The organism is Comamonas sp. UBA7528 (assembly GCF_002479375.1).
Classification (GTDB): Bacteria; Pseudomonadota; Gammaproteobacteria; order Burkholderiales; family Burkholderiaceae_C; genus Comamonas.
Genome location: NZ_DLMU01000008.1, coordinates 1 through 15,771, shown reverse-complemented (window position 1 = coordinate 15,771; position 15,771 = coordinate 1). Strand labels below are relative to the sequence as shown.

10 protein-coding genes and 1 pseudogene are annotated in these 15,771 nt (G+C 65.1%); 4 read left to right on the top strand and 7 right to left on the bottom strand.

Annotated features, from left to right (window positions below; all coding sequences use genetic code 11):
- The first annotated feature begins 93 nt into the window (after window positions 1-93).
- The 3 genes from ileS to B3349_RS08965 all read left to right on the top strand — a co-directional run bounded on the left by ileS (window position 94) and on the right by B3349_RS08965 (window position 5,633).
- Window positions 94-2,949: an isoleucine--tRNA ligase gene (ileS, locus tag B3349_RS08975; protein ID WP_291588312.1), complete on the top strand. Its 2,856-nt coding sequence runs from the start codon at window positions 94-96 to the stop codon at window positions 2,947-2,949.
- A gap of 176 nt (window positions 2,950-3,125) precedes the next feature.
- Entirely contained in the window at window positions 3,126-3,632 is a 507-nt protein-coding gene (gene lspA, locus B3349_RS08970) for a signal peptidase II (RefSeq protein ID WP_291588311.1), read from the top strand.
- 345 nt (window positions 3,633-3,977) lie between these two features.
- Complete coding sequence (locus B3349_RS08965) at window positions 3,978-5,633, top strand: Na/Pi cotransporter family protein (protein ID WP_066539817.1); 1,656 nt, start codon at window positions 3,978-3,980, stop codon at window positions 5,631-5,633.
- A gap of 75 nt (window positions 5,634-5,708) precedes the next feature.
- On the opposite strand, the gene B3349_RS08960 is transcribed toward B3349_RS08965, so the two are convergent.
- Window positions 5,709-6,530: an NUDIX hydrolase gene (locus tag B3349_RS08960; protein WP_291588645.1), complete on the bottom strand. Its 822-nt coding sequence runs from the start codon at window positions 6,528-6,530 to the stop codon at window positions 5,709-5,711.
- An 11-nt stretch (window positions 6,531-6,541) separates the two neighbouring features.
- Window positions 6,542-7,525: a quinone oxidoreductase family protein gene (locus tag B3349_RS08955; RefSeq protein ID WP_291588310.1), complete on the bottom strand. Its 984-nt coding sequence runs from the start codon at window positions 7,523-7,525 to the stop codon at window positions 6,542-6,544.
- 160 nt (window positions 7,526-7,685) lie between these two features.
- Here B3349_RS08955 and B3349_RS08950 point away from each other — a divergent pair, with 160 nt between their 5' ends.
- Window positions 7,686-8,585 carry a DMT family transporter gene (locus B3349_RS08950; RefSeq protein WP_291588309.1) on the top strand — a complete coding sequence of 300 codons (900 nt, stop codon included), beginning with the start codon at window positions 7,686-7,688 and terminating at the stop codon, window positions 8,583-8,585.
- A gap of 117 nt (window positions 8,586-8,702) precedes the next feature.
- Here B3349_RS08950 and B3349_RS08945 read toward each other — a convergent pair.
- The 5 genes and pseudogenes from B3349_RS08945 to B3349_RS08925 all read right to left on the bottom strand — a co-directional run.
- Window positions 8,703-10,307: pseudogene (locus B3349_RS08945) on the bottom strand (putative bifunctional diguanylate cyclase/phosphodiesterase); the annotation flags it as partial.
- Between the two features lie 1,311 nt (window positions 10,308-11,618).
- The gene (locus B3349_RS08940; protein WP_192334306.1) at window positions 11,619-12,443 is read right to left on the bottom strand and encodes an SDR family oxidoreductase; all 825 of its coding nucleotides are present in this window, start codon (window positions 12,441-12,443) and stop codon (window positions 11,619-11,621) included.
- A 51-nt stretch (window positions 12,444-12,494) separates the two neighbouring features.
- Complete coding sequence (locus B3349_RS08935) at window positions 12,495-13,427, bottom strand: DMT family transporter (protein WP_291588308.1); 933 nt, start codon at window positions 13,425-13,427, stop codon at window positions 12,495-12,497.
- A gap of 174 nt (window positions 13,428-13,601) precedes the next feature.
- Window positions 13,602-14,915: a DUF3422 family protein gene (locus B3349_RS08930; protein WP_291588307.1), complete on the bottom strand. Its 1,314-nt coding sequence runs from the start codon at window positions 14,913-14,915 to the stop codon at window positions 13,602-13,604.
- 166 nt (window positions 14,916-15,081) lie between these two features.
- Window positions 15,082-15,771, bottom strand: a 690-nt coding sequence (locus B3349_RS08925; RefSeq protein WP_291588306.1) for a methyl-accepting chemotaxis protein, incomplete at its 5' end; no start/stop codon positions are given.

The following is a 15,771-nucleotide window of genomic DNA, read 5'->3' as shown; positions in this document are numbered from 1 at the left end:
CGCGGCAGCGCTTCGGGCACCTGCATCCCATTCACGTCCTGGCCGCGACGCCAACGCGCCGGCCATGGCCTTGCCCTGCTTTCAAGGTTTTCCATGTCTGATTCGAAGTCCAACAAGCCCGAAGCGTCCGCCTACCGCGCCACGCTGAACATGCCCGACACCCCATTCCCCATGCGCGGCGACCTGCCCAAGCGCGAGCCGGGCTGGGCCAAGGAATGGGAAGACCAGGGCACGTACCAGAAGCTGCGTGCGGCGCGCCGCGGCGCGCCCATGTTCATCCTGCACGACGGCCCGCCCTACGCCAACGGCAAGATCCACATCGGCCACGCCGTCAACAAGATCCTGAAGGACATGATCGTCAAGAGCCGCCAGCTGGAAGGCTATGACGCCCGCTATGTACCGGGCTGGGACTGCCACGGCCTGCCCATCGAGAACGCCATCGAGAAGCTGCACGGCCGCAACCTGCCCCGTGACGAGATGCAGGCCAAGAGCCGCGCATTCGCCACCGAGCAGATCGCGCAGCAGATGGTGGACTTCAAGCGCCTGGGCGTGCTGGGCGACTGGGACCATCCCTACAAGACCATGAACTACGCCAACGAGGCGCTGGAGCTGCGCGCCTTGAAGAAGGTGATGGAGCGTGGCTTTGTCTACCGCGGCCTGAAGCCGGTGTACTGGTGCTTTGACTGCGCCTCCTCGCTGGCCGAGTTCGAGATCGAATACCAGGACAAGCAGTCGCAGACGCTGGACGTGATGTTCCCCGCTGCAGATACTGCCAAGCTGGCCGCAGCCTTCGGCCTGCCCCAGTTGGACAAGGACGCCTTCATCGTTATCTGGACGACGACGGCCTGGACCATCCCTGCCAACCAGGCGCTCAACGTCAACCCCGATCTGGAATACAGCCTGGTCGATACCGAACGCGGCCTGCTGATCGTGGCCTCGGCCCTGGTGGAAAAGTGCCTGGCGCGCTGGAACATCACCGGCCAGGTGGTGGCCACCGCGCAAGGCAAGGTGCTGGACCACATGCCCTTCAAGCACCCGCTGGCCCATGTGGACAAGGGTTTTGACCGCATCTCCCCCGTCTACCTGGCCGAGTACGCCACGGCGGACGACGGTACCGGCATCGTGCACTCGGCACCGGCCTACGGCGTGGATGACTTCAACTCCTGCATGCACAACGGCATGGGCTACAAGGACATCCTCAACCCCGTGCAAGGCAATGGCGTGTACGCGGCAGATCTGCCCCTGTTCGGCGGCCAGTACATCTGGAAGGCCGTGCCCGTCATCCTGGACGCCCTGAAGGTCGCAGGCCGTCTGATGGACACCACCCACCTGACCCACAGCTACCCACACTGCTGGCGCCACAAGACGCCGGTGATCTACCGTGCGGCCGCACAGTGGTTCATCCGCATGGATGAAGGCGAAGGCGTGTTCACCGACCCCGCGCAGAAGCCCGAGAAGACCCTGCGCCAGATCGCACTGGAAGCCATCGACAACACCAGCTTCTATCCCGAAAACGGTCAGGACCGCCTGCGCGCCATGATCGCCGGCCGTCCCGACTGGTGCATCTCGCGCCAGCGTTCCTGGGGCGTGCCCATCCCCTTCTTCCTGCATGTGGACACGGGCGCGCTGCACCCCCGCACCATGGAGATCCTCGACCAGGCGGCCGACATGGTGGAGCAAGGCGGCATCGAGGCCTGGAGCCGCGTGAGCGCGGAAGACATCCTGGGCGCGGAAGAAGCCAAGCACTACACCAAGAGCACCGACATCCTGGAAGTCTGGTTCGATTCCGGCTCGACCTTCTGGCATGTGATGCGCGGCACCCACGCCGACATGCACCACGACCAGGGCCCGGAAGCCGACCTGTACCTGGAAGGCCATGACCAGCACCGCGGCTGGTTCCACTCCTCGCTGCTGCTGGCCTCCGCCATCTTCGGCCGCGCCCCGTACAAGGGTCTGCTGACCCACGGCTTCACCGTGGACGGCCAGGGCAAGAAGATGTCCAAGTCGCTGGGCAACACCGTTGCTCCGCAGGACGTGAGCGGCAAGATGGGGGCCGAAATCATCCGCCTGTGGGTGGCTTCGACCGATTACTCGGGCGACCTGGGCATCGACGACAAGATCCTGGCCCGCGTGGTCGATGCCTACCGCCGCATCCGCAACACGCTGCGCTTCCTGCTGGCCAACACCAGCGACTTCGATGCGGCCACCGACAGCGTGGCCTATGAGGACCTGCTGGAAATCGACCAGTACGCCCTGGCCCGCGCCGCGCAGCTGCAAAAGGAAATCATCGGCCACTACCAGGTCTATGAATTCCACCCCGTGGTCGCCAAAATCCAGCTGTTCTGCTCGGAAGACCTGGGCGGCTTCTACCTGGACGTGCTCAAGGACCGCCTCTACACCACGGCCCCCAAGAGCCTGGCCCGCCGCTCGGCCCAGACCGCACTGCACCAGATCACCCAGGCGCTGCTGCGCTGGATGGCGCCGTTCCTGTCCTTCACGGCCGAAGAAGCCTGGAAGATCGTGGGCCACAGCGAAACCATCTACCTGGAGAAGTTCACCGAACTGCCCGAAGGCGATGCCGCCCTGCTGGCCAAGTGGACCCGCATCCGCGAGATCCGCGACGTGGTCAACAAGGACATCGAAGCCGTGCGCGTGGAAGGCAAGGTCGGGGCGTCGCTGCAGGCCGAAGTCACCATCTCGGCCCAGCACGAAGACCTGGCCCTGCTGCAGTCGCTGGCCGACGACCTGAAGTTCGTGCTCATCACCTCGGCCGCCCGGGCGGTGGCAGGCGATGCGCTGGCCGTGGCCGTCACTCCGTCGGAAGCCTCCAAGTGCGAGCGCTGCTGGCATTACCGCGATGATGTGGGCGTGAACCCCGCCCATCCCACGCTGTGCGGCCGCTGCGACAGCAATCTGCACGGCAGCGGCGAAGTGCGCAGCAAGGCCTAAACTGCCGCATCCCCCCTCACACCGCCCACGCCTCCGTGGGCGGTGTGCTTTGATGCAAAGACAGGAGCTGCGCGGGCAAGGACATCCATGGATCCGGGACCAAATCCACCTGGAATTCATGTGGTGATAGTACTGGCAGCTATGATTTTTTGAGTTTCACAGGATCCCCGATTGCCATGACCGCACCCCTTGCTTTGCGCACCGCCCGCATCTGGCCCTGGCTGGCCTGGGCACTGGCTATCATTGCGCTGGACCAGATCACCAAGCAGTGGATTCTGGATGTCTACCAGCTGGGCGACTGGACGCCCATCACCGGCTTCTTCAACATCGTGCGCGCCCACAACACCGGCGCGGCGTTTTCTTTCCTGGCCGACGGCAGCGGCTGGCAGCGCTGGCTGTTCGTCGGCATCGGCGTGGTGGCCACGCTGCTGATCGTCTGGCAGCTGCACAAACACCCCGGCGACAAGCTGTTCTGCTTTGCGCTGTCCAGCATCCTGGGCGGCGCCATAGGCAATGTGGTGGACCGCCTGCAGCACGGCTATGTCGTGGACTTTCTGGACTTCTACTGGGGCAGCAGCCACTTTCCCGCCTTCAACGTGGCCGACGTCGGCATCAGCGTGGGGGCCGCCTGCCTGATCCTGGACGAAATCCTGCGCAGCCGCCGGGCCAAACGCGGCATGTAAGCCACACGCCGCCGGCCTCCCGCTCACCCCTCCCGGCCTCCCGCTGCGAGGGGTTTGCTTTTCAAGGGTCTCGTACGGACCGCCGGGTGTCTGCCACGCAACAGATCGGAGCGCCGCCAGCGCCCACAGACAGAGGCGATCGTGCTAGCGTTTCAGGTACAAGAAATGCTTGTCAGGCAGACGCAACGCACAGGTTGGATGGGGTGCCGTTAGTACCCATTCTTTTTGTTTCGTTTTTTTTCTAAAATATTCCTATCCCGCACTGCCTGGTGCGCTATCGATGGCCACCCGGTGTCCAACACCGGGTCTCAGGGTTATATTAGTTCGCTTCCTAGCGAACCGTTCATGAAGCACTTACTCAATCTTTTGGCTGCTGTGGCCCTGCTGGTCTGGGGCACCCATATGGTGCGCACAGGTGTGCTGCGCGTGTTCGGCGCCAACCTGCGCAATCTGCTGGCCCACAGCATGCGCAACCGCTTCACGGCGGCCCTGTCGGGCCTGGGCGTGACGGCCCTGGTACAGTCCAGCACGGCCACCTCGCTGATGACTTCGGCCTTTGTCGGCCAGGGCCTGATTCCGCTGCCTGCTGCCCTGGCGGTCATGCGCGGCGCCGATGTGGGCACGGCCGCCATGGCGGTGCTGTTCTCCTTCGATCTGTCCTGGCTGTCTCCGCTGTTCATCTTTGTCGGGGTGGTGCTGTTCATCACCCGGCAGGACACCACGCCGGGACGCATTGGCCGGGTGCTGATCGGGCTGGGCGTGATGCTGCTGGCACTGCGCCTGGTGGTGGAAGCCACCGAACCGCTGCTGGAATCTGCCACCGTGCGCACCTTGCTGGCCTCGGTCAGCAGCGACATTTTTCTGGAACTGATGCTGGGCGCCGTGCTGGCGGTGCTGGCCTATTCCAGCCTGGCCATCGTGCTGCTGATTGCGGCCATGGCCAGCTCCGGTGCCATTCCGCTGGACGTGGCCCTGGGCCTGACATTGGGCGCCAACCTGGGCAGCGGCATGGTAGCGGTGCTGACCACCGCCAAGGCCGCCATCGAGGTGCGCCAGGTCACCGTGGGCAATATGCTGTTCAAGATCATGGGCGTGGCCATCGTGGCGCCGTTCATGGGCCTGTGGGTCACTTATGCCCAGCCCCACATTCCCGGCGCGGGCCAGAATGTGGTGCTGTTTCACCTGGCGTTCAACATCTTCAACAGCCTGTGCTTCATCGGCCTGACCCAGACCGTGGCACGCTGGGTGTCCAACCTGCTGCCCAAGCCTGCCGACCACAGCGCCGGCAGCCTGCTGCGCCCGCGCCACCTGGATCCTTCGGCCCTGTCCACCCCTTCGCTGGCCATCAGCTGCGCCGCACGCGAAGCGCTGCACCAGGCCGATGTGGTGGAGTCCATGCTGATCGGTCTGCAGAAAGTGGTGGAGAGCGATGACGCCAAACTTTCGCACGAGGTGCGCAAGCTGGAAGACACGGTGGACGACCTGTATTCCGCCATCAAGTACTACATGACCAAGATTTCGCGCGCCGAGCTGGACGAACGCGAAGGCCAGCGCTGGACGGAAATCATCAGCTTCACCATCAACATGGAGCAGATCGGCGACATCATCGAGCGCGTGCTGCAGGAAATCGAGGACAAGAAGATCAAGAAGGGCCGCCATTTCTCGGAAGCTGGCAAGCAGGAGATCAGCCAGCTGCACGAGCACCTGCTGAGCAATCTGCGCCTGGCCATGAGCGTGTTCCTGAACGGCAACCCGCGGGAGGCACAGAAGCTGCTGGAAGAGAAAGCACGCTTCCGCGACCTGGAGCTGGCCTACTCCGCCACCCACCTGAACCGCCTGGCTGACAACACCGTGCCCAGCATCGAGACCAGCTCGCTGCACATCGACCTGATCAGCGACCTGAAGCGCATCAACTCGCTGCTGTGCTCCGTGGCCTACCCGATCCTGGAGTCCACCGGTGCACTGGCGCCCAGCCGGCTGCGCGAGCCGGTGGCAAAGTAAGCGCCCGACGGGATCCGTCCGCAGACATAAAAAAGGCGCCCCCCGGGCGCCTTTTTTTGCACCGCGTTCCGGCGGCTACCAGCCCAGGTAGTCGGCCAAAATCAGACTGGCTTCAGGCGTGAAGCAGTCCTGCAGCAGCCAGGCCTGCAGTTGCTGCGGCGTGATGCACTGGAACTGCGCCACTTCCCCGTCCATGTTTTGCGGTTGCACGCCCTTCGGCACCACGGCATGGAACCATTGGATACTTTCCAGCATATAGCCTGTACCATCGCCACCTTCTTCACTGGGGCAGGCAAAGTCCACCTGGCCGCCCCGGCGCAGCTGCTGCAGCGGAGCCAGGTCCAGGCCGGCTTCCTCCTGCGTTTCGCGTGCCAGCGCGGTCTGCAGGCTGTCACCGGCTGAGACCATCCCCCCCATCAGCGTGTCCCACTTGCCCGGGTGCGTGGGTTTGTTCAGTGCGCGCTGCTGCACCCACATGCGCCCGTCCGGGGCAGAGCCCAGCAGGTGCACCGCCTGCGTGGCCACGCCCAGCACGCGCACGGCGCCGCGTTCCACCGTGGCCACCAGCGCACCGTCCTGGCCATGCACATCCAGTTGCTCATTGCGCCAGGGGCCACAGCGCCCCTGTGTGCGCAGCAGTTGCGCCATGGCATTGAGTGCCGCCGTGGGATCGTCGGCCTGCAACTGCCAGGCCTGTGCGCCCTGCACCGTGGCAGCCTCCAGCACAAAGCCCTGCTGCCGGGCCCAAACCGTGGCCTGGGCCGCATCGAACACCGCTTCGGCCACACTGCCGATGCGCTGGCCATTGCACCACAGCGGCCAGCGCGGAGCCTGCGGCGGCTGCCGGCTGGCCTCCCGCAGCGGCTGCACCCATTGCGTTCCAGCTCCGGCCGGCATGTGCAGGCCGCTCACAGCGTCAAGATGCTGGAGCCGGTGGTCTTGCGCGCTTCCAGGTCCCGGTGGGCCTGCTCCACATCGGCCAGGGGGTAGCGCTGGTCGATGTGGATGTTCACCAGCCCGCTGGACACCACATGGAACAGATCGTCCGCCATGGCCTGCGTGGCTTCCCGGCTGTGCATATGGGCAAACAGGGTCTGGCGCGTCACATACAGCGACTTGGTGGCCAACACAGCCGGCGCAAAAGGCGCCACCGGCCCGGAGGCATTGCCGAAGCTGACCATCAGACCAAAGCGCCGCAGGCAGGCCAGCGAGCCTTCCCAGGTGTCCTTGCCCACGCTGTCGTAGACCACTTTCACCCCTTGCCCTTCGGTGATCTCCATCACCCGCTCGGCAAAGTTCTCGCTTCTGTAATTGATAGCGTGCACGGCCCCATTGGCCAGCGCCAGCGCACATTTCTCATCAGATCCTGCGGTGGCAATCAGCTGCAGGCCCAGCGCCCGGGCCCACTGACAGGCAATCAGTCCCACGCCACCGGCCGCCGCATGGAACAGCACGAAATCCCCGGGCTGGATGCCTTCCACCGGCCGGCATTTCTTGAGCAGGTACTGGGCCGTCATGCCCTTGAGCATCATGGCGGCACCGGTCTCGAAACTGATGGCATCGGGCAGATGGCACACATGGGTGGCCGGCATCACACGGCGCTCGCTGTAGCTGCCGGGCGGGTGGCTGGCATAGGCCACGCGGTCCCCCACCTTCAGGTGCTTCACATCCTGTCCCACGGCTTCCACCACGCCGGCGGCCTCCATGCCCAGGTTCAGCGGCAGCGGCAACTGGTACAGGCCCGAGCGTTGGTAGACATCGATGAAGTTCAGGCCCACCGCATGGTGGCGCAGCAGCACCTCCCCGGCGCCCGGTGCCGGCACCTCCTGCTCCACCAGTTGCAGCACCTCCGGACCACCGTTGTGGGTGATCTGCACGACACGGGATTTCATGGCATCTCCTTGGAATTGGCACACACTCTAAACGCTTCGGCAGGGCACTCGCCGCCGCCACGGGCATGCCCGCTGCCAGCAAAACGCGATGCCCCCACGCCTCACATGCTGCCACGCCCGGCCCTGCGGCCTGTCGCAACGGCGCTACCATGGGGCCCCTATGACTTCACCGTTGACACTGGGCACGGCTGCCATGCTGACGGCAGCGCCATTGCTCTGGGCTGGCAATGCCATTGTGGGCCGCATGGTCCACGACCTGATCTCTCCGTTCACACTGAACTTTCTGCGCTGGGTACTGGCCTTTGCCCTGTTGCTGCCCTGGAGCTGGTCCGTGCTGCGGCGTGGCAGTGCACTGTGGCCGCACTGGCGTCGCTATGCCCTGCTGGGGCTGGTGGGGATTGGTTGCTACAACGCGCTGCTGTACCTGGCATTGCAGACTTCCTCGCCCATCAATGTGACCCTGGTGGGCTCCAGCATGCCGGTGTGGATGCTGGTGATTGGCCGACTCTGCTTTGGTGCGCGCATTTCGCTGCGCCAGATGCTGGGCGCGGCACTGTCGGTGCTGGGTGTGGCGGTGGTGCTGAGCCGCGGAGACCTGCGCCAGCTGCTGAGCCTGCAGTTGGTGCCGGGCGATGTGTTCGTGCTGCTGGCCACCATTCTGTGGTCGCTCTACAGCTGGATGCTGGCCGATACCCGGGAGCCCACCAGCATCCGGGGCGACTGGGCCGGCTTTCTGATGGCCCAGCTGGTCTTCGGCCTGGGCTGGTCGGCCCTGTTCGCCAGCGGCGAACTGGCGCTGGGCCACATGAATCTGCAGCTGAGCCTGCCACTGGCCGGCGCCTTGCTCTTCATCGCCCTGGGCCCGGCCATTCTGGCGTACCGTTTCTGGGGCGTGGGAGTCTCACGTGCCGGTCCGGCCGTGGCCGGCTTTTTTGCCAACCTGATCCCGGTCTTCACCGCCATTCTCTCCACCCTGGTGCTGGCCGAGCTGCCCCATGTCTACCACGGCGTGGCTTTCCTCCTGATCGTGGGCGGCATCGTCGTCTCCTCCCGGCGCTGAAGCTTCCATGTGCCGGCCCAGCCCCAGCGCTGCGCCGTTGCCCAGCATGGAGGGCTGCCTGGCCGGCATCTGCTCCACAAAGCGCTCCAGGTCGGCCACCGGCAGGGGCCGGCTGAAGAAATAGCCCTGGAAACGCTGGCAGCCAAAGCGCACCAGGCTATCGAATTGCGACTGCAGCTCCACGCCTTCGGCAATCACCGTCAGGCCCAGGTTGTGGGCCATGCCGATGATGGTCTGGGCCACCACATCGTCGGTATGGCGCTCACCCAGGTGGCGCACAAAGGACTGGTCGATCTTCAGCTGGCTCAGCGGCAGCCGTGTCAGATAGGACAGCGAAGACTGTCCTGTCCCGAAATCGTCCATCGAGAATCGGACACCGGCCGAGCGCAACTCGCTCATCTTGGCGATGGAGTCTTCCATGTCGTCGATCACCAGCGTCTCCGTCAGCTCCAGCTTCAACAGGCTGGAGGGGATCGCACTCTCGGCGATGGCGCGCAGCACCTGGGAGACAAAATCCTGCTGACGGAACTGGCGCGCACTCACATTCACTGCCAGGTGGATGCCCACCAGCCGCGGGTGGTTCTGCCACCGCGCCAGTTGCTGGCAAGCCGTGTGCAGCACCCATTGGCCGATCTGCACGATCAGCTCGCTGTCTTCGGCCACGGCAATGAACTGCCCTGGCGGCACCATGCCCTGTTCGGGATGCTCCCAGCGTACCAAGGCTTCGATGCCGTCGATGCTGCCGTCGGACATGAACTGCGGCTGGTAATGCAGCACAAACTGGTCGTGCGCGATGCCATAGCGCAGATCCGCCTCCAGCTGTGCCCTCGCGCTGAGGACCTCCTGCATATGGGGTTCGAAGAAGCAGACCCCCGCACCCTGCTGGGTCTTGATCTGGTACATGGCAATGTCGGCCTGCTTCAGCAGCTCGCCCACCTCCACCTGTGCATTGCCAAACAAGGTCACGCCCAGGCTGGCGGAGCAGCGGTGCACATAGGACCCCAGCACATAGGGTTCGGCCAGACGGCGCAGCATTTTCTCTGCAATCTTCTTGGTCAGCTTGCCGGCTTCGTCCATATTGCCCGGCAGGTCGCAGAGCATGATCACGAATTCATCCCCACCCAGGCGCGCCACGGTATCGGAGGCACGGATGGACGCATGCAGACGCTGCCCCACCTCCTGCAGCAGCAGGTCGCCCATTTCATGGCCCTGGGTATCGTTGAGCACCTTGAACTTGTTCAGGTCCACAAAAATCAGCGCCCCCAGCCAGCCCGCGCGCTGGGCCAGGTGCGTGGCCTGGCCCAGACGGTCCAGCAGCAGGCGGCGATTGGGCAACCCCGTCAGCGGATCGTAGAAAGCCAGGGTCTCGATCTCGGCCGAGGCCAGGCGGATGGCCGTGATGTCCTCGCAGGTGATGACCCGCCCACCATCGGGCGTGCGCCGCTGGCTCAGTTGCAACGTCAGTCCCGAGGCGGTGGCCAGTTCGCTGCCACTCTCATCCCCGTCTTCCCATGCCGCCAGCATGCGGCGCAGCTGGATCACCTCGCTGTGCAGCGCTGCGTCTGCGCCACTGCCTTCCGCCGAGATCAGCACATCGCGCCACAGACAGCCACGCACCAGTGCGGTCAGCTGCCAGGGAAACATTTCCGCATACCGCTGGTTCCAGTGCACGACCTGCATCGCATCGTCCAGCTGCAAAAAGCCCGCGGCAATGCAATCCATGGCGCGGTGCAGCGTGGCTTCCGACTCCATCACCCGCTGCTGGGCACGCTGCATATGCCGCATGTACACCTGCATCATGCCCGCGCCCGCCAGCAGCAGCAGGGAAAACACCACCACCCCGGCCAGCACCGCATCGCGCGTGCCATACCACTGGCCGAGCACGGTCGACATCGGCAAGGCCGCCGTCAGCCGCAGTTGGTCGTAATTGAGCTGCACGGCTTCCAGCAGGCTCGGAGCGCCGTCCAGGCGCGAGGCGGCCTGCTGCACGCCCTGGTGCAGATAGCGGTCCAGGGGCGGGGCATCGGCCTGCAGGCGGGCGCTGCTTTCCAGCGGCACGCGCAGCACCAGGGTGCCATCGGCACGCTCCAGCGTCACTTCCAGGTTCTTGAGCGCGGTGCCCTGCATCAGCAGCCCCACCCAGCTGGAAACCGGCACCTGGGCCACCACCAGGTAATGCTCGCCTCCCTGGCTGCTGTTCAGGTAACGGGCAATGTGCAAGGTACGGACCTGCGCCCAGCTTTCATCCGGCATGCTGATGTGCAGCATGCGTTCACGCTCGGGAGTTTGCGCCACCGTCTGCAGCCAGTTCTGCGGAATGCGCACCACACGGTAATTGCCCAGGTTGTCGGCCGCTGCCAGCACCTTGCCATCGGACTTGACCACCACGATGGAGCTGATCAGCGCATTTTGCTTGGCCGCCAGCTGCAGCACCTGCTGCAGGTAGGCGGGATCCTGCTCGGACAGCGGGGCACCATTCAGGCGCAGCATGTCGTCCACACCGGTCAGCAACATATCGATGGCACTCATTGACCGGTTCAGGGCGTTCTGCGCGCCTTGCACAAAGCGCGTCAGGCGCTGCTCGCTTTCCTCGCGGGTGCTGGTGTGCATGTCTTGCAGCAGCCAAAGCGCCCCCACCAGCAACACCGCCACCAGGGCCAGCACACTGGACCACACCACCCGCGCGGCATGGCGTGGAAGCCGAGGGATTCTTTCCATGGCTCAGCGTCCGCCCGCAACGCGCAATGCGGCGGAGCAAGGTGCAACCGGGAAACCGTGGCGATCAGGGGACAGCATGCATCCAATCCGTTCGAGGGGGAGAAACCTGCGGGACAAGCCCGCTTCACTTCTTCGCAGCACCCTGGAGACATACCACCCAAGCCATCGCCACGCCTTGGGTTACATCATGTGACAAGCGCAGTGCAATTGGGTCAATGCCCCTGCCCGTCAGGAGATGTCTGGCGACCGGCGGAGCCGGTCGCCGTGATAGGCAGCTGCAGGCCGGGCTCCCAGGCTCGACTTGCAGCCACTATCTCAGAAAGTGCCCGGATAGGCGCCACCGTCAGCCAGAATGTTCTGACCGGTCATATAGCCGGCATGCTGGCTGCACAAAAAGGCGCAGATCGCACCGAATTCAGCGGGCGTGCCGAAGCGCTTGGCTGGCACCATGGCTTCTTGCGCCTTGCGCACTTCATCCACGGTTTTGCCGCTCTTGCCGGCATTGGCCGCAAAAGTGGTCTTGAGGCGGTCGGTGTCGAACTTGCCAGGCAGCAGGTTGTTGATGGTCACCCCTTTGGCGGCAATGCCGGAACGCGCCACACCCGCCACAAAGCCGGTCAGGCCGCTGCGTGCGCCGTTGGACAGGCCCAGGATATCGATGGGCGCCTTCACGGCGCTGGAGGTGATGTTGACGATGCGGCCAAAGCCACGCGCAGCCATGCCATCCACCGTGGCCTTGATCAGCTCGATGGGGGTCAGCATATTGGCGTCCACGGCCTTGAGCCAGGCATCGCGGTCCCAGTTGCGGAAGTCGCCCGGAGGGGGACCACCGGCGTTGGTCACCACGATGTCGTAGTCCTTGCCCGGGCCGCCCGGCACACTGAATACGGCCGCACGACCGGCTTCGGTGGTGATGTCGCAGGCCACCGCCAGCACCTCAGGCGCCTTGCGGCCTGTCGTGCCGGCCCATTGCGTGGCCACAGCCCGCAACTGCGCAGCCGCCTCCTGCAGCGCGGCATCGGTGCGGGCGTTAATGACCACATTCACACCATCTTCCACCAGTGCCTTGGCGCTGCCAAAACCCAAGCCCTTGCTCGCGCCGCACACCAGCGCCCATTTGCCTGCAATACCCAGATCCATGGGAAATCTCCTTGTTGTTGCTTACCAAAAGTCCATTGTCGGGCCGGATGCTCAGCCTTGCGGCTTGCGGGCCATGCGGGTGAACAGCAAGATGCCGCCCACCACCAACACCGTTCCCGCCAGCATCCAGCGGTTGAAGTCTTCGTCCAGCAGCCACACCCCCATCAAGATGGTGGACAGCGGACCGATCATGCCGGTCTGCGCCGTCAGACCCGGCCCGATGCGTTCGATGGCCATCATCACCATCAGCACCGGGGCGGCCGTGCACAGCAGGGCATTGAGCAGCGACAGCCACAGCACTTCGTGTGGCACGGTCTGCAGGCTGGCCACATCGCGCACCACGAAGTACTGTGCAATGCAGAACAGACAGGCCACGCTGGTGGCCAGACCCACCAGGCGCAGCGAGCCCAGGCGGCGCACCATTTCGCCGCTGTAGATCAGATAGACGGCATAGCTGATCGCACTGGCCAGCACCAGGAACGCACCCCAGGCCGCATGGCTGCCCTGGGCGCCCAGTTCATGGCCAAAGACCAGCAGCACGCCGCAATAGCTCAAGCCCATGCCGGCCAGTTGGCCCCAGGTGATGGCGCGCTTGTAGACCACCCAGCCGAACACCACCACCAGTGTGGGGTTGAGGTACAGGATCAGCCGCTCCAGCGAGGCGGTGATGTACTGCAGCCCGGCGAAATCCAGGTAGCTGGACAGGTAGTAGCCACAGAAGCCCAGACCCACCACACCCCACCAGTCGCGGCGCGACAGCGGTGGCCTGCCCCGGCCGGCCCACCAGGCCATGACCAGAAACAGTGGCAGCGCAAACAGCATGCGCAGCATCAGCAGCAGCACGGCATCGGCCCCGTAGCGGTAACCCAGTTTGACGATGATGGCCTTGCCGCTGAAGGCAATCGCCCCCAGCGTGGCCAGCAGCAGCCCGCCCGCTATCCCTTTGGGGGCTGCTGGTGCAGATAAGGTCTGCTCAGATGGCACTTTTCACTCACATTCCTCAGCCAGAGGCGCTGCCGGTTGCAGCACCTTGCCGGGGCCATTCTTCCACTGCCGGCGCTGCCGCGCCGACGTGGGTGAACAAGACCGCCCACGCCATGCACGCCAGCGCCCTTGGCCACGACAGGCTGGCAGCCGGGCAGGGCTGCGGCCTGTGCGTCAGTGCTTTCCGTTGAACAGCTTGTGGTGCAGACGGCGCAGCGACCACCAGACACTGAACGCCACCACGGGGATGGCCACGGCCGCCGAAATCTCGGGGGACAGCGGCCAGCCCAGCTTTTGCGCACCCTTGGCCAGGTAGGCAATCAGGCCGGTGATGTAGTAGGTGATGGCGGCCACGGACAGGCCTTCCACCGTGGACTGCAGCTTGAGCTGCATGCCCTGGCGGTCGTTCATGGTGCCCAGGATGGCCTGGTTGCTTTGCTGCTGTTCGATTTCCACCCGCGTGCGCAGCAGATTGCTGACGCGTGAAACCCGCTGCGACAGGGCATTCTGGCGGTGCGTAGCCCATTCGCAGGTGCTGCGTGCGGGTGACAGCCGGCGGTCCATGAATTCGTGGATGGTCAGCAAGCCCGACAGGCGCTGCTCGTTCAGGTCATGGATGCGTTTGTCCACCAGCTCAAAATAGGCACGGCTGGCCGAAAAGCGCGAATGGGTCGCGGCGTACTCGCTCTCCACCTGGCCTGCCAGCCGGGTCAGCCGGTCCAGCAGCACGGGCTCGGACTCGCGGTCCGCCTCGCGGATGGCCTGGGCCAGATCAGCCAGTTCTTTCTCGGCCGTCGCCAGCACCGCTGCAGCATGGCGTGCCACAGGCAGACCCAGCAAGGCCGACATGCGGTAGGTTTCAATCTCCAGCAGGCGCTGCACCAGACGACCCAGGCGGCGCGCACTGATGTGATCGGAGGGCTTGACCAGCATGCGCGAATAACCGTCGGCGTGTATGGCGAAGTCGGTGCACACCTCCGTGTGCCCGACGTGCACCACGGATCCGGCCAGCGTGTCTTCGTTCAGCATCTGCAACACCAGCCCCTTGATGCCCTGGCCTGCACACTGCGCGTCCTTGACGATCCACAGGTGCACACTGCTCAGGCACAGGCCGGGCAACTTGGCAAACCAGGCCTGCGGCACCTGTTCGATGGCCGTCGGTGGCGTGCGGGTGTCCAGTGGCACGCCGGGCTCCAGCGGCACCATGAAAGTCCAGGTGACGAATTCGGTGTGCAGCTCCCAGCGCAGACGAAAAGTCCCCAGGTCCACCCGCAGATGGGTGGTTTCCCCGTCGGGTCCGGTCTGGTGGTGGTCGCGCATCAGCGCGGCCAGGTGCGCACGGCTGGCCTCGCGCTGGGCGGGGTCCGTGAGCATGACCACATGGGTGATGGCCGCCGGCGCATGAATGGGCTCGGCCGGACGGGCATGGATCTCGTTGTGCAGCAGCGTGCGCTGCGGGTGGGGTACGGGCTGGAGCGGAACAGGCATGCAAACCTCAAGAAACTGCCGCTATTGTGCAGGCAGCGGCCCGGTTTCTTGCGGGTTTGTACCCGGCAGCCTACACCCGAGAGCGACCAGCCCCCACCACGCACCATGGCTGGGCATGACAGGGTGCTGCGCGGCAGGATGGCCCCACAGGCTGGAGAGCCCAGGCTTAGAAGCTTTCCCAGTCCCCATCGTCCGCCGTCGCGGAGTGGGCCACACCGGGGCGACGCAGCGCTCCGCCCTCGGACTTGGCTGCGGGCGCCTGCGCCAATGCCGGTGCTGCAGCCACCGCAGCGGCCGGCTTGGCCCTGGGTGCCGCCACTGCGGCGGGGCGCGCCGCAGGCGCCTGCACGCGGGGTGCAGCCACCGTTGCAGCCGGGGCCGGGCGCGGCGCCGCAGCGCTGCGCACCAGGCCCTCCTGGCCCACGTTGAACACCGCCACCACCTGCTCCAGGCGCTGGGCCTGCTCGCGCATGGCCGTGGCCGCGGCCGTGGACTCCTCCACCAGCGCCGCGTTCTGCTGGGTCATCTGGTCCAGGTTACCGATGGCACTGTTGACCTGGCCGATACCGTCACGCTGCTCCAGCGAGGCGGCTGTGATTTCGCCAATCAGATCGCTGACACGGCGCACGCTCTGCACGATCTCCTGCATGCTCTGGCCGGCCTGCTCCACCTGCTGCGAGCCCGATTCCACATTGCTCACGCTGGCGGTGATCAGGGCCTTGATTTCCTTGGCCGCCTCGGCGCTGCGCCCCGCCAGGGAACGCACTTCCCCGGCCACCACGGCAAAACCCCGGCCCTGCTCGCCCGCACGGGCGGCTTCCACCGCGGCGTTCAACGCCAGGATATTGGTCTGGAA

Bases quoted from the DNA above. Each gene is read 5' to 3' on its own strand.
- ileS (WP_291588312.1), top strand. From the start codon at position 94: ATGTCTGATTCGAAGTCCAACAAGCCCGAAGCGTCCGCCTACCGCGCC.
- lspA (WP_291588311.1), top strand. From the start codon at position 3,126: ATGACCGCACCCCTTGCTTTGCGCACCGCCCGCATCTGGCCCTGGCTG.
- B3349_RS08965 (WP_066539817.1), top strand. From the start codon at position 3,978: ATGAAGCACTTACTCAATCTTTTGGCTGCTGTGGCCCTGCTGGTCTGG.
- B3349_RS08960 (WP_291588645.1), bottom strand. From the start codon at position 6,530: ATGCCGGCCGGAGCTGGAACGCAATGGGTGCAGCCGCTGCGGGAGGCC.
- B3349_RS08955 (WP_291588310.1), bottom strand. From the start codon at position 7,525: ATGAAATCCCGTGTCGTGCAGATCACCCACAACGGTGGTCCGGAGGTG.
- B3349_RS08950 (WP_291588309.1), top strand. From the start codon at position 7,686: ATGACTTCACCGTTGACACTGGGCACGGCTGCCATGCTGACGGCAGCG.
- B3349_RS08940 (WP_192334306.1), bottom strand. From the start codon at position 12,443: ATGGATCTGGGTATTGCAGGCAAATGGGCGCTGGTGTGCGGCGCGAGC.
- B3349_RS08930 (WP_291588307.1), bottom strand. From the start codon at position 14,915: ATGCCTGTTCCGCTCCAGCCCGTACCCCACCCGCAGCGCACGCTGCTG.